Origin of the sequence: Vibrio genomosp. F6 (assembly GCF_005146325.1) — a bacterium.
Taxonomy (GTDB): domain Bacteria; phylum Pseudomonadota; class Gammaproteobacteria; order Enterobacterales; family Vibrionaceae; genus Vibrio; species Vibrio cortegadensis.
This window is the reverse complement of sequence record NZ_SYUT01000020.1, coordinates 22,104-45,383: the sequence shown is the minus strand read 5'-3', so window position 1 is coordinate 45,383 and position 23,280 is coordinate 22,104. Positions and strand designations below refer to the sequence as shown.

The following is a 23,280-nucleotide window of genomic DNA, read 5'->3' as shown; positions in this document are numbered from 1 at the left end:
TCTTGGAATTCTGTACGTTTTACTCTTGCCACTGACGCTTCATTCTCGCAACCGTAGCGGCATCGACACCATGAATATTGTTATAGCTCTCTCTGCACACTAATATGTAAAGTTCGACTCGATGCTTCTTCGCAAGTTGCTGGTAAGCTTTCATTTCCCAGTGACAAACAAAAGTATTGGCGACAACCACACTATCACCGGCTTTTAGCCATTCATCAGTCTGCTTTTGACACCATTCATGCGCTTGTTTCAGTTTTGATGCATTAAACTCATAGGTACCGGCATCATTAACGAAATACATATCGGCTTCGACATGTTTAGCTGGTAATGATTTTGCTAAAGTCGATTTACCTGAGCCCGGTAAGCCTCTAATCAAAGTTAAGGTTTGCACACATAATTCCCTATCAATTTCAGTATTATCAGCTGCGTTGTATTCTAATCGCATTATACCTTGGTACCACAGAATATAACCCTATTTTATAACACGTCATACACTGTTTGTTTTTGTGATCCCATCGACCGCTCTTCGAAAGTATTAAAATCAGATTAAGTTTGCATACGATGTCGACATCTCACTCTAATTAAGTTAGGTTTAGATGTATAGACGTCCAAAAATAGCTTAGGGAGCAAGCTGTGCCAATACGAATCCCCGATCAATTACCCGCATCCGATGTGTTACGCCAAGAGAATATCTTCGTGATGCCTGAATCTCGAGCTTCTACTCAGGAAATTCGACCTCTGAAAGTGCTGATCCTTAATCTGATGCCTAAAAAGATTGAGACTGAAACCCAATTTCTTCGCTTACTTTCAAATAGTCCTTTGCAGGTTGATATTGAATTACTGCGCATCGATGATCGCCCAAGTAAAAACACACCAACAGAACATTTAGACAACTTCTACCGCCAATTTGAGATGGTTAAGAAGCGTAACTTTGATGGTTTGATCATTACAGGTGCGCCACTCGGGCTAGTCCAATTTGAAGATGTTATCTATTGGGAACACCTTGAAGATATTATGTCTTGGGCGAATAAACACGTCACTTCAACTCTGTTCGTCTGCTGGGCGGCTCAAGCGGGTCTCAAACTGCTCTATAACTTGCCAAAGCGAACACGCAAAGAGAAATTATCTGGTGTTTATCACCATAAATTACACCAAGAGTTCCACCCAATTCTGCGCGGGTTTGATGATACTTTCCTTGCACCACACTCTCGTTATGCTGATTTTTCACCAGAATATTTAAGTGAGCATACTGATCTTGATATCCTCGCGAGTTCTGATGATGCTGGTGTCTATTTGGCAGCAACCAAAGATAAACGAAATGTGTTTGTTACCGGTCACCCTGAGTATGACGCTTTCACCTTACATCATGAGTATGTCCGTGACTTAAGTGAAGGCATGGAGCCTGTGATTCCAATTAATTACTACCCTAACGACAATCCGGACAATAAGCCGAACGCAAGTTGGCGAAGTCACGGGCATTTGCTGTTCTCAAATTGGCTAAATTACTGTGTTTACCAACAGACGCCATATGATCTTGATGCGTTTAGCGAAGCAAATTTCACTCATGATGAGTAATCATTAAGGACGAATTCCAATAAAAGAAAGCCGCGTTGTTCGCGGCTTTCTTTTATCTTATCCGGTTTACAGCCTTTTTATCTAGCTTCCAACCAATTTGACCTTTTCCATCTGGCTTAAGATTGCTTACTGTCTCGCAATATCTTCACTCCTACCACTTAATAGGGACCAATTTGCATACTATATCTGCATCGTTGTTTGGAGAGTGACTATTGATGAAAACCGTATCGTATAAAGTGAGCCTTTTAGCCACCACGGCTTTGCTTCTATCTGGCTGCGTGACTGTAACCGATGGAGAACCACAAACTGCCTCAGATCCAATCGCAATGGCTGAGTCACGGATCTCGCTAGGTCTGGGATACTTAGAAAACAGAAACATGGTTAAAGCACGAGAGAATTTAGAGCTCGCCGTCAGACACTCACCAAATTATTATCGCTCCCACCTTTCAATGGCACATTACTATGAGGTGGTATCAGAATATGACAAAGCGCGTGCATCTTATGAAGTCGCACTTAGGCATGATTCACGGAATGGGAATGTTTTAAACAACTACGGAACTTTCTTATGCAAACAGGGAGAGTTTGAGCAAGCCGATCGCTATTTCAACAAAGCCATTCAGCAGCCGTATTACTATCTCGTTTCGGCTAGTTACGAAAACGCTGGCTTCTGCGCACTAAAAGCACAACACATTGAAAAGGCAGCTGATTATTTTAAGCGTGCATTAGATCATGATCCAAATCGAGTAAGGTCAACATTACAGCTTGCCAATTTAGAAGTGACGAATTCTCAATATAATGACGCTCGCTTACGCCTGTTACGTTTCCATAAACGATATGGCTATCAAATAACCTCATTACAAATTCTGATTAGATTAGAGTCGCTAGCAGGAAACACAGTATTGGAGAATAAATACCGTGAGCAACTTACGAAAATGCAAGGATAAGCACGTCGTCATAGGCTCATGTTGCGGAAAGGTATTGTTATGGAAGCTGTTATGGAAAACATAGTTATAGAAGCTATTGAGATGGAAGCTATTGTTAAGGAAGACGTATGATGGAAAGAACTACTTTCTGTCGCGTGTCCGTCTTCTCTCTCTACCCATACCACGTAAACGACGCACTTTTGTACGTCGTTTTATCTTCTGAGATTCACGGTAGATAATGCGAATAAATAGAATAAGCCCAATCAGCAACAAGACTGAAAATACGCTCATAAAACTTTCGCATAACCAGTCTGGTTTACAAGGAAGGTAAATTTCAAATTCCATGAATCCTCCTAACCTATTTAGTGGCTAATTAATGGAACTATTTACTCATTAATTAACTCACCTCTTAACCTGTTGACTCTCAGTGATGTCTTTGTGGTATTGGTTTACTCTTGTTCTTCACCTAGCAACCAATCTTGTCGCTGCTGTTTGTCTAAAAATGTCCAAGCCACAAAACGGCTGACTTTTTGGCCTTGGCTCATCTCTACAAATTTAACTGATCGTGCCCCTACTTTTTCAAGTAGCACTCGCGTTTGATCAACATGTTCACCTTTCGACATCAAGGTTGTAAACCACAGCACTTGATATGCATAATTCGCACTCTCTTTGACCATCTTCGCGATGAACTCGGCTTCACCACCTGGACACCATAACTCATTGTTCTGGCCACCAAAGTTAAGTATAGGCGCTTTTGATGATGACGCTTTCAAATTAGCCGTCTCTTTGAACGGTTTTCCTTGAATAGCGCGTCCGCCACGTTTTACTTTATTGGCATTTAAGTTGTCAATTTTTCGCTGACTGCCTTGCTGCGCTTCTTCTTGAGACTTATGGAATGGTGGATTACATACCGTTATGTCATAGCGTTCTTTTTTCTTGATCACACCCTTAAAAATAGAATCAGAGTCATTTTGTAAGCGACACTGGATTCGGCCTTTCAAATGCGGGTTTGTGCTTGCGATGAAACTTGCCATCTTGATTGATAGCGGATCAACGTCACTTGCAACAAAGCGCCAACCATATTCACTGACACCAATAATTGGATAGATGCAGTTTGCACCCATACCGATATCAAGAGCGGTAACAGTTTTATGATTAAACTCAGCCCCATCCAACTCATCATTAATTAAGTCTGCAACGCGATGAATATAATCCGCTCGCCCTGGAATGGGTGGACATAAATAGCCTTCAGGAATATCCCAATGCTTCACGCCATAGTGAAGAGCAAGCAACGATTTGTTCAGCATTTTGACCGCTACTGGGTTCGAGAAATCAATGCTCGATTCCCCCATCGGGTTCTTAATAATGTGCTCACTTAATTCAGGTAGTGCTTGAGCAAGGGCAGCGAAGTCATAACGACCTTTATGCTGGTTACGAACATGTAAGCCATCTTTACCCTTTAATTTAGGTGCTGAACGCTTGCCGCCGTGTTTGCCGTGGGGTTTATGACCGCCGGCTTTATTACTGCTTGGTTTATTACTGCCCGGTTTATTAATGCTAGGCTTGTTGCGAGAATCTGATTTTTTAAAATTCGGGTTCTTCGTGTTCGGTCTCTTTGCTTGTGAGTTCGACGCTTTTGATTGATTAGAACCCGTTTTGCTAGACTCACTTTTATCTGTCATTGAAGGTTGAGCTGACGCTTTTTGTGAGCGACGGTTCTTTGAGTTCGACTTTTGTGACACCGTCACCCCATCACTACTCTTATTAAGAGATAACGTTTTTTTCGGCTCGGTTGTAGACGTTTGTTTTGATTGAGTCATATTTTACTACTGCTTATTTTGTTCATTTTTCAGATCAACGTAGATCATAAAAAGACGAGCATCAAGTTCTAGCTGATGATAGTCAGGGGTCATGTGGCAACACAGTTTGTAGAAAGCTTTGTCATGCTCTTTCTCTTTAATATGAGCAAGTTCATGAATCACCAACATTCTTAACAGTGGCTCAGGAGCGGTTTTAAACACGCTCGCAATTCTAATTTCATTCTTTGATTTTATTTTGCCGCCATGCACTTTTGCTACATAGGTATGAAGCCCTAACGCATTATTGATCAAGTGGATCTTGCTATCATAAATCACCTTACTGATGGGTGAGGTTTTCTTCATGTAACGATTCTTGATATCCATCGCGTATTCAAATAGCGCTTTCTCACTTTTAATGGTGTGATTTTCTGGATATCGCTGTTCAAACCAAGGAATAAGCTTCTCGGTCTGTATTAGCTGTTCCACTTGAGTGACGATATTTTTTGGATAACCGTTTATATAGCGTAATGAGGGATGCATAACTAATCTTGTAACTTCGCATGGCTGTGTCGATATTGACGCGCAGTGTACCCTATCCGCCTTTTCTATTCACCTCAGATTCGTTACACTCGCAGCCCATAATTTATATCGCCGGATTTAAGAAGGTTATTTCCATGAAACGTATTGTTCTTTATGTTGCCGATAAGTGCCCACATTGCAAAGATGCTCAACGCTATTTGGACTCCAAAGGCATTAAATACCGCCTGACAAATGCAAAAATGCAGCGCGGACGCAAAGAACTACAAGCGATGGGTGCTCGTTCAATTCCTGTGCTAAAAATTGGCGATCAAGTCATGGTTGGTTGGAATCAGAAGAACTTTGACAAGATGTATAACGCCTAAGCTTTGATCCAGAGAAAGCAGTATGTGGAGCTACACATACTGCTTTACGAAATTAATAAAAGTTCGGTCCGCATTCGACAAATATCCCTCTTTTCGCCAAGCTATCGCTAAATCCAAGTGCACCGGTTCTTCAAATGGAATCGCTACCACGTCTGGTTCATTCTCTGTCACAATTTCTAGCAAAGCAGTTATCGCAAATTCTCGCCTTACGATATTCAAAATCATCGGCAGCAGATTCGTTTCAAATGAAAACTTCGGCGTAAAGCCAAACTCGTCGCACAGCTTGTCTATGAATTCACGGTGAAAATAGGTTGTTTTAAACATCACTAACTCTTGATCAAAGAACTGCTCATAAGAGATAGAAGCCTGTTTTGCGAACGGATGTTGCACCCCGACCACTGCGACCATTTGTGAACTCAAAAGCGGATCAACATCCAGCTCATCAGGCACATCTTCGTTAAGGATAACGCCGATGTCGAGATCGCCATCCACCAGCATTTGCCGTATTGCTTGAGTGCCTGCATTGATGACGGTCATTTTAAGGTTTGGATAGAGGTTTTTAAACGCCATCACAACTTCAGGCAAAAAATATGAGCCGACCATGCTAGGAGCGCCAAGCCTGACCTCTCCTTTTTCAAGCCCTTTCAACTCCGCCATTGCTAATACCGCATCATCAATTTGTTGAACAATACGCTTTGCGTGTTCAAGAAGAACGTTCCCTTCATGGGTTAGCGTCACTTTTCGATCATTGCGCCTAAATAGCTCAAGTGCGAGCTGCTGTTCAAACTTTTTGATTGAAATGGAAAGTGCAGGTTGAGCAATATGCAGAGACTCCGCTGCACGTGTAAAGTTCTGATGCTCTACAACGGCAAGAAAGTGTTTAAGCTGTCGAGAATCCATTATGTCCTTTCCATATAAAAAATATATCAACTAAATAAATTTAATATATTTCATTAATTCACAAACCACTGATAACTTGATCACATTGGCTATCATTTAAATTTTCCGTGTAGTGTCACCTTAGTCACTGCACACCTAAGCAAGTCCGTAATAGCCCGCTAATTCACTACAGATACGATATTTAAGGAATCATCATGATCGAGTTAGGCAGTAAGCAGTATTTCAAAGTCACCGCCGGACTTGCGCTTGGTTCATTTATTGTGTTTTGTAACCTTTATCTTTTTCAACCAATGCTGCCTTACATGGCCGATCACTTTGGCGTTACAGAAACTCAAGTCAACTGGTTATTCGCAGCTACAACACTTGTACTCGCCGTCAGTTTAGTCCCGTGGGCAATAAGCTCTGAAGCATTTGGTAGACGACGTATTTTGCTTATTGGTCTGTTTTCAATTCCGATGATTGGCGCGCTGATGTTGATAGGTGACAGCTTGCTGTTCTTAATTGCAGCACGAGCACTGATGGGACTTGTGCTTGCGGCTTTCGCTTCTGTCGCCGTCGCCTACATGGTAGAAGAACTCTCTCCCACGGCTTTTACTCAAGCCATCGGGGGATACATTGCGGCAAATTCCCTTGGTGGAATTACAGGCCGAATTTTAGGTGGTGTGCTAACCGACTCCTTTAGCTGGCAATGGGCGGTAGGTGTTATCGCTGTTTTTAGCTTGTTTGGGGCTATCGCGGTCTATTTCTTACTACCGAAACAGAAAAATTTCACACCTCAGCGAGGGATGTTTTTCCATCATAATCGCGCGCTCATTACTCACATTCGCAACAAAACCATCTGGTTAGCCATGCTCATCGGTGGCGTGAATTTCGCCCTATTCGTCAATCTATATTCGGTCATGGGTTTTCGTCTGGTATCCGAACCGCATAACTTGCCTATTAGCCTCACGTCTCTGATTTTCCTCTGTTATTTAGCCGGAACTTTCAGCTCAAAGCTAAGTGGACGTTGGAGCCGTCAATACAACCCAATCACTGGCATGTCTATCGGTGCAGTCATTAGCATGCTAGGAATGTGGATAGCCGTAATCGATGAGCTTCCCTTTATGCTTTTAGGGCTAATGCTCATTAGTTTTGGCGCATTTTTCACCCATACTCTCGCTTATGGTTGGGTGAGTCAGCAAGCCACCACCGCGAAAGCGACGGCAACTGCGATGTATCTCGGGCACTACTATATTGGAGGAAGCTTAGGTGGATTCATGTTGCTCTATTGCTGGCAAGTAGCAAGTTGGAGCGGTGTTATCACCGGAGGAATGATCCTGTATGCGCTCGTTTTCTTTCTTTGCTTTAAATTGCAGTCTCGTCAGACTGACCTTTCCTCTTTCTCGAATGCAAAAACATAAACTGGTTAAGCATCTGCGTGGTATTCTTGTCGGTAATAATCAAAAATAATATCAATGGAATCACGCAATGCCTTCCCAAAGCTCAACACCTTCGACACAACAAGTCCACGACCAAGTTAAGCAGTGGTTAGATGACGTCGTAATCGGCCTTAATCTCTGCCCTTTTGCCGCTAAACCACAGCGTAATAAACAGATCAAGATTTTTGTTAGCGAAGCAGAAACCGAAGAGACGCTGCTAGAAGATATTCTTCAACAGTTCATGATCCTTGAATCTAAAACGGCAAAAGAGTTAGAAACGACGCTGGTTGTCGTTCCCAACATGCTGCAAGATTTCTTCGATTACAATATGTTCATCGACTGGATTGAAGCGTTGATAAAACAGCAAGAGTGGGATGGCACTTTCCAACTTGCGACTTTCCACCCAGACTACTGTTTTGGTGGCGCGGATCCTGAAGATGATGAGAACCTGACCAACCGTTCTCCTTATCCTGTGTTTCATTTGATTCGTGAAGAGAGCATGGAAAAAGTGCTGAAACACTACCCAAACCCAGAAGCGATCCCAGATACAAACATCGCTCGTGTTGAGTCACTCACAGCGGAAGAGCGTCGTAAACTCTTCCCATATTTGTTCTCGTAATATCGATACTGTCTAAGCCATTCATACAATGACAGTGTTCATCACCCGATTTTAGAAAGCAGTTTCAGAGTGCAGTTCTAGGGTGCAGCTTGCTTCCCTCTTTGGTAGAATCGGCGGCTGAACTAATAAATGGACACTGTCATGCATCTTTCTCAACTTACCTCAGATATCTTTCAACACCTTTACCGCGATATCGAAGAATTTCGTAGCACGTTTGACCTTCCAGTTGCTGACCCAGCAAGTTTAGACAGCAAAGCTGACACATTGCATACATCACTTGCTATTGAAGAGTTAACAGAACTAGCGGAAGCAGATTGTAAAACAGAACAAGCGGATGCCATTGTTGATAGTGTATATGTACTAATGGGTCGTTTGGTTCATCTAGGCAATGACAAAATTGAAGATAATATTGCGATCAGTTACCTAATTGATTTATTACTCAACGTTGCAAAAAATCGCGCGATTGAATTTGTAGCGTGCTGGGACGAAGTGCATTCAAGCAATATGAGTAAAGTTTGTCGTAACGAAACCGAATATCAAGAGACGGAAGCTTTTTACGCACAACAAGGTATCAAGCTAATGGCCGTACAAAAAGGCGACTACATCATTGCTAAGTGTGCTGAAGATTTTGTTTCTGAAGGCAAAACGATTCGTCAGGGTAAAGTTTTAAAATCGGTATATTACCGCCCGGCTGATTTAGCGCCTCTAACAAAATAATCTTCCATTTGAGTCATGAGCGTAGAGCGGAAATAAGGCCCCTATCTTTGTCTCATAATGAAATGTCTCTAAGCAGTTGCACTTTATCCAAAAATTAAGTGCGGCTGCTTTTCTACTTCTATACGCTTAACTTCTGTCTTAAACACCGCACTGAGTTTTTCAGCTTGCAGTACTTCGTCTGTACTCCCGAAACTTTCCATTACCCCTTTATCAAGCAGCAAGACTTTATGCGCATGACGCAACGTACGATTGAGATCGTGATTGGCCATCACCACGCTGATGCCTAGTGCTGTGATTTTATCGATGAGTTGATAGAGCAACGCCTCTTGACCAATATCTAAAGGCGCTGCAGGTTCATCAAGAATCATCAGTTTTGCATATGGGTTGAGTGTCGGCCAAACCTGTAGGCACATCGCCGCAAGCCTAACACGCTGCCATTCCCCACCTGAAAGCTGCTGTATTGAGCGATGCAGCTTATCTTGGATTTGAAGCAATTCGCACAATTCATCGAGAACCATATTTACCCGTTGCCAATCCCCCTTAACACAATTTGGAACTGACAAAGACAAGAATTGAAAGACTTCAAGATTGAATGAAGGACGTGCAGATTGGCTCAGATAAGCACGATGTAACGCAAGATCGGCAAGACTCATCTTACTGACTTCATGTTCATCAATGAAAACTTGCCCTTTGACGCTAGAAGATGTGCCAACTATGCCCGACATCGCTTCCAAAAGTGTGCTTTTGCCGCTTCCATTAGGCCCGATAACATGAACAATTTCACCTTTACCAAATTGAAATGATAAGGGTAATAACCGAGAACCAACACTGACGTTTTGTACTCTAATCATGGTTTTTCACCAGCATCCAGATAAAAATCGGCGCTCCAATGGTTGTCGTCATTACGCCAAGTGGTAATTCGGCAGAATTCAAAAGTGTTCTCGCCAAAATATCGGAAAAGACAAGTAGCGCTGCGCCAGTAATGGCAGATAGCGGTAACAGATAGCGATTTTCTGTTCCAAACGCTAAGCGCAAAAGGTGCGGTACAACTAAGCCAACAAAGCTGATTACCCCACCCAGAGCCACTGAACACCCAACCAAAATGGAAACCGCCAAAATCAGTCGCCACCTTAACGAAGCGACATTCACCCCAAGTTGCGCTGCATGGGTTTCGCCGATCATCAATTTATCGAGTTTGCTGCCCTGCAAGCATAGCCAAACCATCACTGGCAATATGACCATCGACAAGGAGTGATGATACCAACTGACGCCACCTAAACTGCCCATAAGCCAATACATCAATAATCGAAGGCTTAGGTCATCACTAAAATAGAATGCCCATGTCACCATCGCGCCAGAAAGAATGCCTAAAGCAACGCCCACGAGTAGCAAGCGTGCTGTGGTGAGCTTCATCGCTCTCGCCATACTGACCAGTATTAATGTGAAACAGAGAGATCCCAAGATCGCAGCGACCATGAATATTTCAGGCGTTGGGGCGAAGGGTAAGAAGAACAGCACAATCACCATTGCCAAACTCGCACCACCAGAGATGCCTAATACTCCGGGTTCAGCGAGTACGTTGCCTAGTAGTACTTGTAAACTAGCTCCAGAAACCGCAAGTGCAGAACCGATAGCAATAGCGGCAAGTAATCGTGGTAATCGAAGATCGACCAATAATTTATGTTCTAACGTTGAGATATCACCAAAAGGAGAAATAAACAGATCACCAACCATGAGGTACGCGCAACTAAAGGCAACGAGTAGAAGACTCATCAAACCAATATAGCGTTTCCATCGGATCTGTTTTTGAAGAATAAGTTGTTGAAAATCCATATCACAATACTTTGCGTAAACAGGCTTAACTGTACCGTTAAGCCCTTAGAATAGAAAGTATTGTGACTGGAAAAATAGTTTAATCGTAGACCAATTGATCGTTTTCGTAGCGCGTTTCCACTTCACAAACCATCAATGCTGCTCGTTGGCCAACCGAAACGTTACGGTTTGGAAAAACAACCGCTTCATTGTCATTCTTTGCCATTAGAGGCTTATCACCATCATGACCAAATACTTCACCATGCTTGAAGCAAGTAAAGTTCTCCACATCATCACTGAACATGAAATCAAAATCATCATGCAAACGGACGATGGTTCGACTGACACGATACGTTGTCGAACGTTTTGGTAGGTGCTCAGGCTCGGCAGTCGCAATTAAGTTACGCAGAGCCAAATCAAATGCAGTAAGTTTGTCTAAATCATTCTCGCCAATTCGAGCAACTCGGCCAAGTTCCAACGTCAGTGCTTGAGCAGAAAAGTTTTCTGCACTGTACCAACTGAAAGTGCTCGAAGGTGAGTTCGACAATAAGACAGCTTCTATATGTGAGCTATCAATGAACTCAAACAGCTCTCTGCCACGCACTTTATGGCGAACTTTTGGACTTACGGCAAATGAATAGTGTTTTGACAAACGGATCGCACAATGTAGATCAAGGTGCCAACGGGATGACACTTCCGTTCCAGCATAGAACTGCGTGACGATCTGTTTTAGTTGATCGGCAATTGCCAACTCTAGCGTAGGTTCACGAGGTTTATCATCAAACAATCGGTTTAAGTTTTCATCAATAAACCGCGTATGTGCATTGGTTGCTTGAGGATGAGCAATAATAAATAGACACCTAGCATTCAGGGTCTGAAATCCTGTCTCAACATCTTCTATTAACTTATCAACTAATTCCATTGGTGACGTTTCATCGCCATGGATACCACAAGAAATGATTATATTTTTGCTGCTTGTACTTAAATCGGCAGGGATCACTTCAAGAACACCACGTTGGTGTAAAATCAGCTGAGCACCAGAATCGAGCATACACTGCTTTGCAGGCATATCTTGGTCTAAGTCTAAGCTGTCAAAAAGAAATGATTGGCGAAAGAGGGACTTCGTCATGCGTTACTCCTTTATTGCACAGCGGTATGTTAATGAATTGTACGTGCGATTTATGTAGGTGAGATCGCACTTATTGATAACCATTCGTTCATTCACCGTAAATAATATTGCTCTTCGCTTTGGGCGTACAAATATTAATCAATTAATTATATCAATACAGAGTCATAATAACTTTATGACTCTGTCTGTTTACCCGTTTTAATACGCTATATTAAAACACTGTCACTTATTTTTCGACTTCTTATCAAGCAAGAACTCAAATTCATTGATTTTTTCTGCAACCATATCAATGCTTTGTTGCCAGAATGTTGTTTGTGTGAGATCCATTCCTAAATGTTTCTCGACAGCCTCTTCCGCCATCATGCTGCCTGTGTCACGCAATAACGCTAAATAATCATGGTAGAAGTCGTCGCCTTTATCTTCACGCTGTGCATAAACACCTTTACTAAATAAGTAACCGAATAAATACGGGTAGTTATAAAAACTGGTGGTTGAGATGCTGAAGTGTAATTTGCTCGCCCAGAAATAGGTATCCGCTTCTGACATCGCATCGCCATACCACTCTTTCCAACAGGTCTCCATCAACTCACACAGTTGTTCTGCGGTAAGCTCACCATGCTGGCGTTGTTCGTAGAAGGCTTTTTCAAATTCGAAACGAACAGGGATATTAACCATCAGTGCAAGTGACGTTGAAAGCTCTTCCCACAACATCTCTAACTTTTCATCATCGGTTTGTGCTTGTTGCAGCAGTGAGTCACGAACAATATTTTCAGCGAATATAGAGGCGGTTTCCGCCAGCGTCATTGGGTAACGGGTTTGGCACAATGGCATATCCCGCATGACCCAGTTGTGGAACGCGTGTCCGAGTTCGTGCGCTAAAGTCATCAAATCTGAACGACTCCCACTCCAAGTCATAAAGACAAGTGGGCTACGAGTCGCCGATAATTTTGTGCAGTAAGCACCTAAGCGTTTGTTTGCCGCTGGGGCCGCCTCAATCCAACCGTTTTCAACCATCATCTCAACAAAGCTCGCCATCTCTGGATCGACACTTTCAAATGCCTCTTTGATCACCTCAATCGCTTCATCAAATGGGTATACCTTTGCTTGCTTCTCATCCAGTGGCGGCATTGCGGCTAAATGGTTCCAAGGTTTCATTTCATCTAAACCATGGACTTTTGCCATTAGTTTTCCGGCTTTCTGCCCAATATGGCGATTGTTTTTGGCCGTACTCATTAGAGCATCTATGGTTTCAGGCGTAATGCGGCTGCCATGAAGACTCGGTTCAAGGAAATGTATATCGCGATCTTTCGACCGCTTTTGATATTCAGTATGTCGCCACCCTGATAAAGCATTCAAAATGGATGCAAATGTTTCTTGGTGGGTTTTCATACCCGCTTGAATCGCTCGCCATGCTGGTTCTTGTTTATCGAAATCGCTGCCATACAGAATACTCGCGGCTTGCGAAAAGCCCATCGCTTCCTCATCGCCTTCTGCTGATTTAAGCGTCACTTGCAAAGAACCCGTTAAGTTGTTGTATAACCGACCCCAAGCATCTCGCCCATCCACTTTCATTGCTGATAATAACTGCTCTTCAGCAATACTTAATTTTGTATCCGCTTGCTTCCTCAAACATTCGATCTGAAACGCCTGTCCAGATACATCAGCACTTGGGTGGTTAAGTACCGAATCAATAAAGTCTTGGCTAGCGTGAGTCAAAACGTTTTCATATGGGCTGAATGCTTGGTCCATATCCGAGTTTAATTTAGCCACTCGTCCCATCAGGTTTTTGGCCTTTACGTGCTTAGCATCGACAGAGGCAAAACAAGTGGCGAAGGTATTGATCGTCGCAAGTAATGTTCCAGCGGCTTCCGTGGTTTGAATGGCATTTTGCATCGCAATGACGGTTTCACGCTTTTCAGTATGTAGATGAAGTAGCTCAATACATTGTTGAACCAATTCGATATCTTGCTCAATTTTTGTATCGTCTAAGCCTTTGTAGGCAATACTGAGATCCCAGCTAGGTGCTGTCATGTTCTATCCTTTATCTGTTGTTGGCCAAGCATTTGATCCTATGCAGTTCACACGGACCCAGTATTGACCTTCTTTTATCTGATTATCTTTTGCCTGATTATCATTTTCCAGGCTGTATTCTTCAAAATCGGTTGTCTCACTAGCTGCTGGATTCATATCTGCTTTATTTGATCCATCCATCGCTAGATATGAGACTTGTATATGGGTAATTGAAGCGTTGGCGATGGCTAAAGTTGAATATAGCTTAGCGTTTAGCCAGTCTAGTTCCAGCAAATGCGCCAAAAGCATTCTGATCACCCCGCCATGAGTCACCACAAGTAAATGGTCATCATTGCGTTGTAGTATCTGTTCCCATCCTTGAATGGTTCGGTGATGAAAATCATTAAGCGTTTCAGCGTTCGGCAGTTGATGATTTGCTGGATCTTGCCAAAAGCTCTCAAGAACGGCCCACTGCGAGGAGAGTTGACTAAACGCAACCCCATCGACATCACCAAATGACATCTCTTGAATCTGTGGCATTAACCGCAGTTGGCAGCCTAAACTAGGAGCAATGCGTTCCGCTAATTTGGCACAGCGTTGCAGAGGCGAACTGATGATATGGTCGAATTTAATCTGACTTTCGATAATAGCTTTAGCGATGTTCTGTTGCGTCAATTCAGACACTGCAACATCTGTGCGACCATTCAGTGCCGCTTCACCTAAGGTTTTGCCATGACGTAGTAAATAGATGTTTTTGCATTTCATTTCAGGTTTCATCACTGACACTCTCTAGGCCGATTTCAATGTTAGCGGCAATCCAGCGGCGACCAAAGTAACATTGCTGCATACCTTGGCTAAGGCTTGATTCATCCAACCTGCATGATCGACAAAAACGCGAGACACTTCTCCTAGTGGGACCACCCCTAGCCCAACTTCATTGGATACGAAATACAAAGACGCAGGGCTACTTTCCACCACTTGTACCAACTGTTGCACTCGTCGCTGAATTCGATCCGAATCCAATTCCGAGCCTAAGTCAAAAATGACGTTGTTGAGCCACAATGTTAAGCAGTCGACTAACACCGTGTCTTCAGATGTAAAAGTGGCAAGCAATTCAGGTAACGCGACAGGACACTCATGCTCGCGCCACTCTTCTCCACGAGTTTTCTGATGGTGTACGATACGATCTTTCATCTCATCATCAAAAGCGATGGCGGTTGCAACGTAATGAAGCGTTTTTGATTCTACAGCCGCTTCTTGCTTTGCTTTCGATTCTGAAAAGCTCGACTTCCCAGAACGTGCACCACCTAGAATTAAATGCTTTTCCACTCGATTTCTCTTATTCAATGACTGTTATCCAATAATTCATATCTACTGGTTCATGTCTAACGATTCTTTTAACGGCTCTATCCAACATGCCTCAGCTTATACATTCCATCAGCACTGGAACTGAATGCTATCGTTTTTATTACGTAAATTGATAAAGAATAATCACAATAACGAAATAGATAAGTAACTCCATCAACTGCTGCGCGGCCCCTAAACAATCTCCGGTAAATCCACCGATTCGAGAGATGAGCCAACGTTTAAACCACCAGCGAAATACCATTGCAGAGATGATTAAAGCGACGATGAATAGCTCTGGTTTCATGAATAGCTCTGGCTTCATGAATAACTCTGGCTTCAAGCCGTGAGCAACGGCCAAACTGAGATCATCAATGGGGAGGCCAAAAAGCATCAAACTCACTAAACCGCAAAAAATAAGAAAAACCAGTTCACCTGCGCGCTGTTTATTCGCTAATGGTTTGCTTTTACTTGTATCAGCATCGCTCACGTATTTCATGTCGAAGATAAGGCTGGCGGCTACAGTTCGACTTAACGTATGAGCCGCAATTAAAGTCACCATCAGAAACGTAGGAACAGAGCCTCCACTCTGCAAATCGGCTATCGTAATTAACAACAGTAACTTCCCGACTAATGCCATCACGAGCGTAGCCGCACCATAGGTTCCAATTCTGCTATCTTTCATAATCAGCAGGCGACGTTCGACCGTCATCCCACCTCCAATTCCATCCGCCATATCGGTTAAGCCATCTTCATGGAAAGCTCCCGTTAATAATAGGCTGAACACCATCATCATCAATATTGCGATTTGGATTGGCACAAGGAAACTGCATAGATACAACACAAAGGAACAAAGACAGCCGATAACTGCACCCACGAGTGCAAAATATCGTCCAGAGCGATTCATTCTCTCATCTGAATATGGTGTATCTGCTGGAATAGGAATTCGAGAAAAGAAACTCAATGACAGAAGAAAGAGATCTCGCTGATATTTAAGCCAGTTCAACGTGTTTGTTCCTAATTGCATTAAGCTTGGTCTCCAGGGGCTTGCTCTCCAGAGGCTTGATCTTCAGGGGCTTGATCTTCAAAATCATTGCCTTCAGAAGCTTCATTTACAGAAACGGTAACTCCAGCACTCTCAAAGCTTGCCATATGCGTATAAAAATCCGCTGCGGCTTTTATCAATGGCAGAGCAAGAGCTGCGCCCGTTCCCTCTCCCAAGCGCAAGCCTAGATCCAACAAGGGTTTTGCATCGAGTAACTCTAAGACCATTTTATGCCCAGATTCTTCAGAGCGGTGCGCAAAAATCATATAATCACGACAATTGGGTTCGATAAGCGTGGCGACGTAAGCCGCAACTGAAACGATAAAACCGTCGATCACTATTGGCGTTCTCTTTTCAAATGCACCAAGAAATGCCCCTACCATCTGAACAATTTCAAATCCCCCGACTTCGGATAACACATGTTGAGGATCTGAATGAAGACAACGCTGAACGCCTTGTGATACTGAGTTTATCTTTATTCGCAATTGCTCTGAATTAATACCCGTTCCCAAACCCACGCAATCTTCAACAGGGTGATTGCTCAAAGCGGCTAAAATCGCAGAGGCACTACTGGTATTTCCAATACCCATCTCACCAAACATAATCAAATTGCATCCGGCATCAATGGTTTGCTGTGCGATGCGTTTACCCAATTGAATGCCGAGATCGACTTGTTCTGCCGTCATCGCTGAGCTGTGGGTAAAGTTTTCGGTTCTGGTTCCTAAACGTTGCAAGGTAAGTTGAGGGGACTCGATATCGACAGGAATTAAAATGCCACAATCCACCACATGAAAATCAATATCATTAACACGGCAGAAACCGTTAATCGCGGCTCCACCTTGCAAGAAATTCATTACCATCTGCTGTGTTACCGCACTTGGCGCAATACTGACACCTTCATCAGCAACGCCATGATCGCCAGCAAATACCAAAATAGACGGCTTATGTATTTGGATTTCAGTAACGGCGGAATCTTGTCCCTGACTCTGGATCAGAGCAAGTTGATGAGCGACGTCTTCTAACATCCCTAAAGCACCAATTGGTTTGGTTTTCTGGTCAATTCGATGTTGAATTTGTGGTGAATAAGAGCGATTTAAGCTCATAGAGCATCCTTGTCTATGTAGGGGCGTTGATTTAGTCATAGTTTACCTGCTATTCAAGCACTTAATCCACCATAGAATCTCGAAAGCAATAGCACCTTGAAAACAATGTATTTTGAAAACAATGCATCTCGAAAACGATAGCATCTCGAAAACAATGCATCTCGAAAACAATAGCATCTCAAAAACGATAGCACCTCGAATGTCCTGTTCTCAAAAAGCGAAGCATTATGACGTAAACCGATCGCTCAACAACAATTAACCTCCTATATTCAGTTTGAATGCGCCATTCATCTTCGTAAGCTCATGATTACCAGATATAAAATTATAATGGCATGAAGAATGCTTAATTTTTGATTGAACAACAGGTTCAAGTGGAGGCCATTATGTTTGCCAATCAAAATAGTAAGAAAACAAAGAAAAGCCGATCACCTCAGTCAAAACCGAAAAAGAAAATCCCTTTTTCACTACTCTGAATGGTGATCAATGCTTTGAACGGGCGTGTTCATCACAGACATCCCTCCCCATTCACTCTACATTAATAGGAATGTCTTTATTACAGGTAATGAATAGATGAGTATTCATGGTGACAATACACACGTGATTATTGCAGGCGCGTCTGGCTTAATTGGGCAAGAGCTCCTGCATCGTCTTAACAGTGAGAGTGCAATTAGCTCTATATACGCGCTGAGTCGCCGCCCGTTGAACATTCATCAATCACAAGCCAGCGCTCCCGACAAAGTCCACACCATTATTGACAACGAGTTACGAGTTACTCAATGGGATGACTCATTCGAAAAACCTAGCATTGGGTTTATCTGTTTGGGTACAACGCTTAAACAAGCAGGCAGCAAACAAGCCTTAGAAAAAGTGGATTATGATCTTGTGTGTCACGTTGCTCAAACCATGCACCTACTTGGAGTAAAGCGTATCGCCGTTGTTTCAAGCTACGGTGCGACAAAAGATTCGCTTTCTCATTACCTAAAATGTAAAGGAAAGATGGAACAGACCGTCTCAAAAATGGGTTTCGAACAAGTGGTATTTTTGCGACCGGGGCCATTGGTTGGCGTTCGAGAAACCCCACGCAGCGACGAGAAAATGCTTCAATTCGTTATGAAGTTCATTAAGCCTTTGATGTTAGGGAAACTCGCTAATTTTATCCCGATCCCAGCAGAAGATGTCGCACAAGCCATGCTGTTTAAAATGTTTCAACCTCAGCACCATTCCATTGATATTCTGAATTCAATCGAAATGAGAGCCTTACTTTCTAAGTATCAATAGTCTCGGTATGTTAATCACCCATTAATTAGACTTAAGAAAAACTCGCTTTGAGTTTGGTTAGAAACAAAAACATCCACACAATGGTGGATGTTTTTATTAAAACGAACAATGCTTTGGTTAAAGCTAAAACAAACAAAGCGTTGTCACTATTAACGACTATTACCACATCAAATCGTCAGGTACGACGAAATCTTTGTATGGGTCATCTTCATCTGGCGCTTCTTCAGTCACTTGAATCTCGATGATCGTCTCTTGATCACGCATTGCAATCTTTTCAGCCACAACGCTAGGAATAATCGCGTAACTTTCTTCATCACGAGCAAGGCTTAGAAGACCATTCGCAAGTTGCTTACGAGTCATTTCATCGACATAAAGCGATTTCACAATAGTGCCATCGGTAAAGTTATATTTCACTTCACCATTATTAATGACAATCTTGTTCATGCTGATTAGTTGCTTAACCTGAGCTTTAAACTCTTTTGCAAGCTGTTGCTCTTTCATCTTCAGGCTTAGCTCTTTATCACGTTCAAGTTGAGCCGCTTTATTTGCCTCTACGGCTTCACGCGCTTCTTTCGCTTGAACTCGTGATTTTTTAGAACCTTTCTTCGCTTTCTTTAGTTTCTTTTCATTAACCAAGCCAGCTTTTAGCATCTGTTCTTGTAAACTTAACTTTGACATGGGATTTCCGATCAACGTATTTTAAAAAATTATCTTATAATACCTGTTTTCCCGCCAATCAAAAACCTCACAAGTTCATTTGCTCGCCACTCGGTCAAAAGCTAAGCAATCTACATAATGTTGTACGGCCTTATTTGCTATGTGCGCCCTTGAGTGCTCTAATATCAGCAATGAATTTAGTGACTTGGTAACTAACAATGCAGCAAGAGAATCAACCAACATACTTCTTCTTCGATTATGAGACTTGGGGCGTGAGTCCTGCCAAGGATCGTCCAAGCCAGTTTGCTGGTGTACGTACCGACCAAGATTTCAATATTATTGGTGAACCTCTTGTTATTTACTGCCAACTACCATCAGATTATCTGCCGGGGCCAGAAGCGGCTTTAATTACTCGAATCACGCCACAGAAAGCGATGAAAGAAGGCCTCCCTGAACCTGAATTTATCGCTAAAATTCATGCTGAACTGTCAAAGCCAAATACCACCAGCTTGGGTTACAACAGCATTCGATTCGATGATGAAGTGACACGCTATACTTGTTACCGTAACTTTATCGATCCGTATGCATGGAGCTGGCAGAACGGCAACTCTCGCTGGGATCTGCTCGATGTAATGCGCGCCTGTCATGCTTTGCGTCCAGAAGGTATTATTTGGCCTGAGAACGATGAAGGTTACCCAAGCTTTAAACTTGAGCACCTTTCAAAAGCGAATGGCATCGAACATGAAAACGCCCATGATGCGATGGCAGATGTGATCGCAACGATTGAGCTGGCGAAAAAGCTCAAAGCAGCACAACCTAAGATGTTCGATTATCTCTACAACATGCGTCACAAACGCAAACTGAACGAGCTGGTGGACATCGTGAACATGACCCCTCTGATGCATGTTTCAGGTATGCTTGGTCGAGATTGTTCCTACACAAGTTGGATTGTGCCTGTTGCTTGGCACCCAACTAATAACAATGCCGTCATTGTTGTTGATTTAGCAAAAGATCCAACCCCACTTTTTGATCTAGATATTGATCAACTGCATAAACGTATGTTTACCAAGCGTGACGATCTCGCAGCGGATGAACTTCCTGTTCCAGTTAAATTAGTCCATTTGAATAAATGCCCAATTCTGGCACCGGCTAAAACGTTAACCGCAGAAAATGCAGCTAATATTGGCATTGACCGTGAGCAGTGCTTAAAACATTTGGCTTTATTGAGACAGAATCCTGAGATCCGTGAAAAACTGATTGGTCTGCACAGCATTGAGCGTCAATTTGAATCGTCTGATGATGTAGATACTAAATTATACGAAGGCTTTTTCTCTCCAGCGGACAAAGCTTCGATGGACATTATTCGTCAAGCCGATCCACAAAATCTTGGATCTCTTGATATTACATTCCGAGATCCGCGAATTGAGCCGCTGTTATTCCGCTACCGTGCGCGTAACTACCCTTGGACACTCAGTGAGTCAGAACAACAACGCTGGGCAAACCATAGTCGCGAGTACTTCGAAAGTCGTATTGAAAGTTATATGCTTAATCTGGAAAACTTAGTTCACGAACATGAAAGTGACGAAAAGAAGATCGCTCTTTTAAAATCGGTATACCAGTACGTGGAGAAACTCGTCTCTTAAGTACAAAATACGCTTATCTTCTATGGAACATATCTCACTATGGCGAAAACGCTTCTTGGCTACATTGTCTCTTTTGCATTGATATTAGGATCCCTTTCCGCTGGGCTTGGGATCCAGCATTTACTGTCGCTCTCAATTCCTGGCAGTGTCATTGGCATGCTTATTCTTTTCGGGTTAATGGCCTCTGGCTTAGTTCCAGTACATTGGGTTCAACCTTCTGCAAGCCTACTCATCCGTTTTATGATACTGCTGTTTGTGCCCATCAGTGTCGGGCTCATGGAACATTTCGATATGCTGCTGAATAACGCTCTGCCGATTATGGCCAGTGCAGTTGGCGGTACTCTTATTGTTTTAGTGAGCTTAGGTTGGGGTTTAGACCGATTTTTGAAGAAGGGGAACAAGTAATGTGGTTACTCGTTACGATTGCCGTTTTCCTATTCGCTCGATGGCTTAGTATAAAATCAAGCAACCCTATTATGAATCCATTGCTGATCAGCATTGCGATCATTATACCGCTGCTGACTTTCTTGAAAGTCCCATTTGAAACGTACTATGCCGATAATGAATGGATCAGCTTTTTGCTTCAGCCTGCTGTTGTTGCCCTCGCTTATCCTTTGTATGAACAACTTCCACAGATACGTGCGAATTGGCGCATCATCATGCTTGCTTGTGGCGTTGGCAGCGTGCTGTCTATGCTGAGTGCCACGCTGATTGCTGTTTATTTTTCCGCAGACATGACGCTAATAGCAAGTTTGTTAGGCAAATCGGTCACCACCCCAATTGCGATGGAAGTCTCAAGTCACTTAGGAGGAGAACCTGCAATAGCCGCGATTTTGGTGCTCATTGTTGGCTTGTTTGGAGCGATTGCTGCCTACCCTATTTATAGCTTACTGAATATCACACATCCGATTGCAAAAGGTTTAACCATGGGAACCGTTTCTCATGCATTAGGCACTGCGACATGTGCAGAAACCGATCCCAAAGATGCTGCGTTTAGCTCTTTGGCCTTAGTTTTGTGCGGTGTGATTACTTCTATTCTTGCGCCCTCTTTCTTTGATTTGGCCGTTTGGCTTTCAAATTAAGACTAAGCTTTCAAATTAAGGCTAAGTTTTCAAATTAAGACCAAGCTTTCAAATGAAGACTAGGCTTTCAATCATAAAGGCGTTGATTCTCTAATCTCGCCTTAAATGTGGTCAATTAATCATCAGCGATTGACCATTTACCTCTTATCCTCTTTAATTTCGTTCACTTTATGTCGCAGTCAGGGGCACCAATACATGACGTGAATAACAATTTTTCCCTTGTAATCGTTATCATGTGTGACCTCACTCTAATATTGCAACAGAACACCTCGTTACATTTAATAATGTGACCTGCACCTCAGCATCATTTTGCTGATGTCATAGAATTAACTTCAACGCTTATACAAGGATTCACCATGAAGAGTCGCATTATTCAGGCATTAGAAGCCGCACCAACTAACATTACAGAGTTCTTATCTCCTATTCTTCTTGCTGACAATTTTGATGCGACAATATCAAAAGAGCAGTTTGATGAGCTTCTTTCTATTACTCAAATGAAAGATAACGAACTGCGCATTGCACTACTGCCATTTGCTGCGGCTTACTCTTACGCACCAATCTCCAAATTTTATGTTGGAGCGGTAGTTCGAGGTCTTTCTGGCCGTTTGTATTTCGGTGCAAACATGGAAGTGGCTGGCGCACAACTTGGTCAAACTGTTCACGCAGAACAGTCGGCTATCAGCCACGCTTGGATGAAAGGTGAAGAGGGACTGAGCGACATTACCATCAACTTTAGCCCATGTGGCCACTGTCGCCAGTTTATGAATGAATTGACAACAGCAAAAGAGTTGATGATCCAACTTCCAGAACGCGAAGAGATGTCACTTCAACAGTACCTTCCAGATTCATTCGGCCCTGCTGATCTTGGTATTACTTCTGGCTTGATGACAAAAACTGATCACCAAGCAACCACCTCTGAAAGTGATCCACTTATTGTCAGTGCTCTGGGTGCTTTAAACCGTAGCCATGCGCCTTACACTAAAAACCTTAGCGGTGTCGCGATTAAAGTGAGCAACGGAAATACTTACCTAGGCGCTTACGCTGAAAATGCAGCATTCAACCCTAGCCTACCACCACTTCAAGTTGCGATTGTACAACTACTGATGGCTGGTAATGATATTCAGGATATTGAATCTGCTGCTCTAGTTGAAATGTCAGAAGGGGCAATCAGCCACCTTGCAGACACTCAGTCTACACTTGAAACGATTAACCCTGATATCCCTGTTAGTTATGCTGCGCTGTAATTCGAGACGCGCATAATCAAGCGATGTTGAAGTAACGATACATAACTCAGCATCGTAATGATTACATTTTGAGAAAGACG

General features: G+C 42.9%; 24 protein-coding genes and 1 pseudogene. 11 read left to right on the top strand and 14 right to left on the bottom strand.

The window, feature by feature from the left end; translation table 11 throughout:
* Positions 1–19 precede the first annotated feature (19 nt).
* Positions 20–445, bottom strand: coding sequence for an ATP-binding protein (locus tag FCV43_RS07110; protein WP_240697136.1), 426 nt, complete (start codon positions 443–445; stop codon positions 20–22).
* 188 nt (positions 446–633) lie between these two features.
* On the opposite strand from FCV43_RS07110, the gene metA reads away from it, so the two are divergent.
* Together metA and pilW are read left to right on the top strand one after the other, a co-directional pair.
* Positions 634–1,575: a homoserine O-acetyltransferase MetA gene (metA, locus tag FCV43_RS07105; protein ID WP_017052282.1), complete on the top strand. Its 942-nt coding sequence runs from the start codon at positions 634–636 to the stop codon at positions 1,573–1,575.
* Between the two features lie 215 nt (positions 1,576–1,790).
* Complete coding sequence (gene pilW / locus FCV43_RS07100) at positions 1,791–2,519, top strand: type IV pilus biogenesis/stability protein PilW (protein ID WP_136994537.1); 729 nt, start codon at positions 1,791–1,793, stop codon at positions 2,517–2,519.
* A 120-nt stretch (positions 2,520–2,639) separates the two neighbouring features.
* On the opposite strand, the gene FCV43_RS07095 is transcribed toward pilW, so the two are convergent.
* From FCV43_RS07095 to FCV43_RS07085, 3 genes are all read right to left on the bottom strand, one after another.
* A complete protein-coding gene (locus FCV43_RS07095; RefSeq protein WP_084654949.1) occupies positions 2,640–2,843 on the bottom strand; it encodes a hypothetical protein in 204 nt (67 codons plus the stop codon).
* A 104-nt stretch (positions 2,844–2,947) separates the two neighbouring features.
* Positions 2,948–4,318, bottom strand: coding sequence for a 23S rRNA (adenine(1618)-N(6))-methyltransferase RlmF (gene rlmF, locus FCV43_RS07090; RefSeq protein ID WP_136994535.1), 1,371 nt, complete (start codon positions 4,316–4,318; stop codon positions 2,948–2,950).
* Positions 4,319–4,324: 6 nt separating this feature from the next.
* Complete coding sequence (locus FCV43_RS07085) at positions 4,325–4,837, bottom strand: YgjP-like metallopeptidase domain-containing protein (protein WP_017052286.1); 513 nt, start codon at positions 4,835–4,837, stop codon at positions 4,325–4,327.
* Between the two features lie 134 nt (positions 4,838–4,971).
* Between FCV43_RS07085 and FCV43_RS07080 the strand changes: the two genes are divergently transcribed.
* The gene (locus FCV43_RS07080; protein WP_017052287.1) at positions 4,972–5,199 is read left to right on the top strand and encodes a glutaredoxin family protein; all 228 of its coding nucleotides are present in this window, start codon (positions 4,972–4,974) and stop codon (positions 5,197–5,199) included.
* A gap of 30 nt (positions 5,200–5,229) precedes the next feature.
* Here FCV43_RS07080 and FCV43_RS07075 read toward each other — a convergent pair whose 3' ends face one another.
* Positions 5,230–6,099, bottom strand: coding sequence for a LysR family transcriptional regulator (locus FCV43_RS07075; RefSeq protein ID WP_136994533.1), 870 nt, complete (start codon positions 6,097–6,099; stop codon positions 5,230–5,232).
* Between the two features lie 194 nt (positions 6,100–6,293).
* Here FCV43_RS07075 and FCV43_RS07070 point away from each other — a divergent pair, with 194 nt between their 5' ends.
* The 3 genes from FCV43_RS07070 to FCV43_RS07060 all read left to right on the top strand — a co-directional run bounded on the left by FCV43_RS07070 (position 6,294) and on the right by FCV43_RS07060 (position 8,853).
* Complete coding sequence (locus FCV43_RS07070; protein ID WP_136994531.1) at positions 6,294–7,499, top strand: MFS transporter; 1,206 nt, start codon at positions 6,294–6,296, stop codon at positions 7,497–7,499.
* Between the two features lie 67 nt (positions 7,500–7,566).
* Positions 7,567–8,136, top strand: coding sequence for a DUF1415 domain-containing protein (locus FCV43_RS07065; protein WP_017052290.1), 570 nt, complete (start codon positions 7,567–7,569; stop codon positions 8,134–8,136).
* Between the two features lie 141 nt (positions 8,137–8,277).
* Positions 8,278–8,853 carry a nucleoside triphosphate pyrophosphohydrolase family protein gene (locus FCV43_RS07060; protein WP_136994529.1) on the top strand — a complete coding sequence of 192 codons (576 nt, stop codon included), beginning with the start codon at positions 8,278–8,280 and terminating at the stop codon, positions 8,851–8,853.
* A gap of 83 nt (positions 8,854–8,936) precedes the next feature.
* Here the strand turns inward: FCV43_RS07060 and btuD are convergent, their stop codons facing one another.
* The 8 genes and pseudogenes from btuD to cobT form a co-directional block, all read right to left on the bottom strand.
* Positions 8,937–9,704: a vitamin B12 ABC transporter ATP-binding protein BtuD gene (gene btuD, locus FCV43_RS07055; protein ID WP_136994527.1), complete on the bottom strand. Its 768-nt coding sequence runs from the start codon at positions 9,702–9,704 to the stop codon at positions 8,937–8,939.
* Positions 9,697–10,686, bottom strand: coding sequence for a vitamin B12 ABC transporter permease BtuC (gene btuC, locus FCV43_RS07050; protein WP_136994525.1), 990 nt, complete (start codon positions 10,684–10,686; stop codon positions 9,697–9,699). The genes btuD and btuC overlap by 8 nt, the downstream gene beginning before the upstream one ends.
* 79 nt (positions 10,687–10,765) lie before the next feature.
* Complete coding sequence (locus FCV43_RS07045) at positions 10,766–11,794, bottom strand: succinylglutamate desuccinylase (RefSeq protein ID WP_136994523.1); 1,029 nt, start codon at positions 11,792–11,794, stop codon at positions 10,766–10,768.
* Between the two features lie 222 nt (positions 11,795–12,016).
* Entirely contained in the window at positions 12,017–13,825 is a 1,809-nt protein-coding gene (locus tag FCV43_RS07040) for a M3 family oligoendopeptidase (protein ID WP_136994521.1), read from the bottom strand.
* 180 nt (positions 13,826–14,005) lie between these two features.
* Positions 14,006–14,569: pseudogene (locus FCV43_RS07035) on the bottom strand (histidine phosphatase family protein); the annotation flags it as partial.
* 24 nt (positions 14,570–14,593) lie between these two features.
* Complete coding sequence (cobU, locus tag FCV43_RS07030) at positions 14,594–15,133, bottom strand: bifunctional adenosylcobinamide kinase/adenosylcobinamide-phosphate guanylyltransferase (protein ID WP_136994519.1); 540 nt, start codon at positions 15,131–15,133, stop codon at positions 14,594–14,596.
* Positions 15,134–15,272: 139 nt separating this feature from the next.
* Entirely contained in the window at positions 15,273–16,175 is a 903-nt protein-coding gene (locus tag FCV43_RS07025) for an adenosylcobinamide-GDP ribazoletransferase (protein ID WP_136994517.1), read from the bottom strand.
* Positions 16,175–17,296, bottom strand: a complete 1,122-nt coding sequence (gene cobT / locus FCV43_RS07020) for a nicotinate-nucleotide--dimethylbenzimidazole phosphoribosyltransferase (protein WP_136994515.1) — start codon at positions 17,294–17,296, stop codon at positions 16,175–16,177. Before cobT ends, FCV43_RS07025 begins: the two co-directional genes overlap by 1 nt.
* A 570-nt stretch (positions 17,297–17,866) precedes the next feature.
* Here cobT and FCV43_RS07015 point away from each other — a divergent pair.
* On the top strand, positions 17,867–18,574 hold the full coding sequence (locus FCV43_RS07015; protein WP_136994513.1) for an NAD(P)H-binding protein: 708 nt from the start codon (positions 17,867–17,869) through the stop codon (positions 18,572–18,574).
* Positions 18,575–18,733: 159 nt separating this feature from the next.
* Here FCV43_RS07015 and FCV43_RS07010 read toward each other — a convergent pair whose 3' ends face one another.
* Positions 18,734–19,252 (bottom strand): DUF2058 domain-containing protein, encoded by a 519-nt coding sequence (locus tag FCV43_RS07010; protein WP_113795708.1) that lies wholly within the window; start codon positions 19,250–19,252, stop codon positions 18,734–18,736.
* A 197-nt stretch (positions 19,253–19,449) separates the two neighbouring features.
* On the opposite strand from FCV43_RS07010, the gene sbcB reads away from it, so the two are divergent.
* The 4 genes from sbcB (at position 19,450) to cdd (ending at position 23,200) form a co-directional block, all read left to right on the top strand.
* A complete protein-coding gene (gene sbcB, locus FCV43_RS07005) occupies positions 19,450–20,874 on the top strand; it encodes an exodeoxyribonuclease I (protein WP_136994511.1) in 1,425 nt (474 codons plus the stop codon).
* A 39-nt stretch (positions 20,875–20,913) separates the two neighbouring features.
* Positions 20,914–21,279: a CidA/LrgA family protein gene (locus FCV43_RS07000; RefSeq protein WP_017052304.1), complete on the top strand. Its 366-nt coding sequence runs from the start codon at positions 20,914–20,916 to the stop codon at positions 21,277–21,279.
* Entirely contained in the window at positions 21,279–21,956 is a 678-nt protein-coding gene (locus FCV43_RS06995; RefSeq protein ID WP_017052305.1) for an LrgB family protein, read from the top strand. The genes FCV43_RS07000 and FCV43_RS06995 overlap by 1 nt, the downstream gene beginning before the upstream one ends.
* 356 nt (positions 21,957–22,312) lie before the next feature.
* Positions 22,313–23,200: a cytidine deaminase gene (gene cdd / locus FCV43_RS06990; RefSeq protein ID WP_136994509.1), complete on the top strand. Its 888-nt coding sequence runs from the start codon at positions 22,313–22,315 to the stop codon at positions 23,198–23,200.
* Positions 23,201–23,280 lie beyond the last annotated feature (80 nt).

What these genes read in the sequence shown, in the direction of transcription:
- FCV43_RS07110 (WP_240697136.1), bottom strand. Translation starts at nt 445, where the DNA reads ATGCGATTAGAATACAACGCAGCTGATAATACTGAAATTGATAGGGAA.
- pilW (WP_136994537.1), top strand. Translation starts at nt 1,791, where the DNA reads ATGAAAACCGTATCGTATAAAGTGAGCCTTTTAGCCACCACGGCTTTG.
- FCV43_RS07095 (WP_084654949.1), bottom strand. Translation starts at nt 2,843, where the DNA reads ATGGAATTTGAAATTTACCTTCCTTGTAAACCAGACTGGTTATGCGAA.
- rlmF (WP_136994535.1), bottom strand. Translation starts at nt 4,318, where the DNA reads ATGACTCAATCAAAACAAACGTCTACAACCGAGCCGAAAAAAACGTTA.
- FCV43_RS07085 (WP_017052286.1), bottom strand. Translation starts at nt 4,837, where the DNA reads ATGCATCCCTCATTACGCTATATAAACGGTTATCCAAAAAATATCGTC.
- FCV43_RS07080 (WP_017052287.1), top strand. Translation starts at nt 4,972, where the DNA reads ATGAAACGTATTGTTCTTTATGTTGCCGATAAGTGCCCACATTGCAAA.
- FCV43_RS07075 (WP_136994533.1), bottom strand. Translation starts at nt 6,099, where the DNA reads ATGGATTCTCGACAGCTTAAACACTTTCTTGCCGTTGTAGAGCATCAG.
- FCV43_RS07070 (WP_136994531.1), top strand. Translation starts at nt 6,294, where the DNA reads ATGATCGAGTTAGGCAGTAAGCAGTATTTCAAAGTCACCGCCGGACTT.
- FCV43_RS07065 (WP_017052290.1), top strand. Translation starts at nt 7,567, where the DNA reads ATGCCTTCCCAAAGCTCAACACCTTCGACACAACAAGTCCACGACCAA.
- FCV43_RS07060 (WP_136994529.1), top strand. Translation starts at nt 8,278, where the DNA reads ATGCATCTTTCTCAACTTACCTCAGATATCTTTCAACACCTTTACCGC.
- btuD (WP_136994527.1), bottom strand. Translation starts at nt 9,704, where the DNA reads ATGATTAGAGTACAAAACGTCAGTGTTGGTTCTCGGTTATTACCCTTA.
- btuC (WP_136994525.1), bottom strand. Translation starts at nt 10,686, where the DNA reads ATGGATTTTCAACAACTTATTCTTCAAAAACAGATCCGATGGAAACGC.
- FCV43_RS07045 (WP_136994523.1), bottom strand. Translation starts at nt 11,794, where the DNA reads ATGACGAAGTCCCTCTTTCGCCAATCATTTCTTTTTGACAGCTTAGAC.
- FCV43_RS07040 (WP_136994521.1), bottom strand. Translation starts at nt 13,825, where the DNA reads ATGACAGCACCTAGCTGGGATCTCAGTATTGCCTACAAAGGCTTAGAC.
- FCV43_RS07025 (WP_136994517.1), bottom strand. Translation starts at nt 16,175, where the DNA reads ATGCAATTAGGAACAAACACGTTGAACTGGCTTAAATATCAGCGAGAT.
- cobT (WP_136994515.1), bottom strand. Translation starts at nt 17,296, where the DNA reads ATGAGCTTAAATCGCTCTTATTCACCACAAATTCAACATCGAATTGAC.
- FCV43_RS07015 (WP_136994513.1), top strand. Translation starts at nt 17,867, where the DNA reads ATGAGTATTCATGGTGACAATACACACGTGATTATTGCAGGCGCGTCT.
- FCV43_RS07010 (WP_113795708.1), bottom strand. Translation starts at nt 19,252, where the DNA reads ATGTCAAAGTTAAGTTTACAAGAACAGATGCTAAAAGCTGGCTTGGTT.
- sbcB (WP_136994511.1), top strand. Translation starts at nt 19,450, where the DNA reads ATGCAGCAAGAGAATCAACCAACATACTTCTTCTTCGATTATGAGACT.
- FCV43_RS07000 (WP_017052304.1), top strand. Translation starts at nt 20,914, where the DNA reads ATGGCGAAAACGCTTCTTGGCTACATTGTCTCTTTTGCATTGATATTA.
- FCV43_RS06995 (WP_017052305.1), top strand. Translation starts at nt 21,279, where the DNA reads ATGTGGTTACTCGTTACGATTGCCGTTTTCCTATTCGCTCGATGGCTT.
- cdd (WP_136994509.1), top strand. Translation starts at nt 22,313, where the DNA reads ATGAAGAGTCGCATTATTCAGGCATTAGAAGCCGCACCAACTAACATT.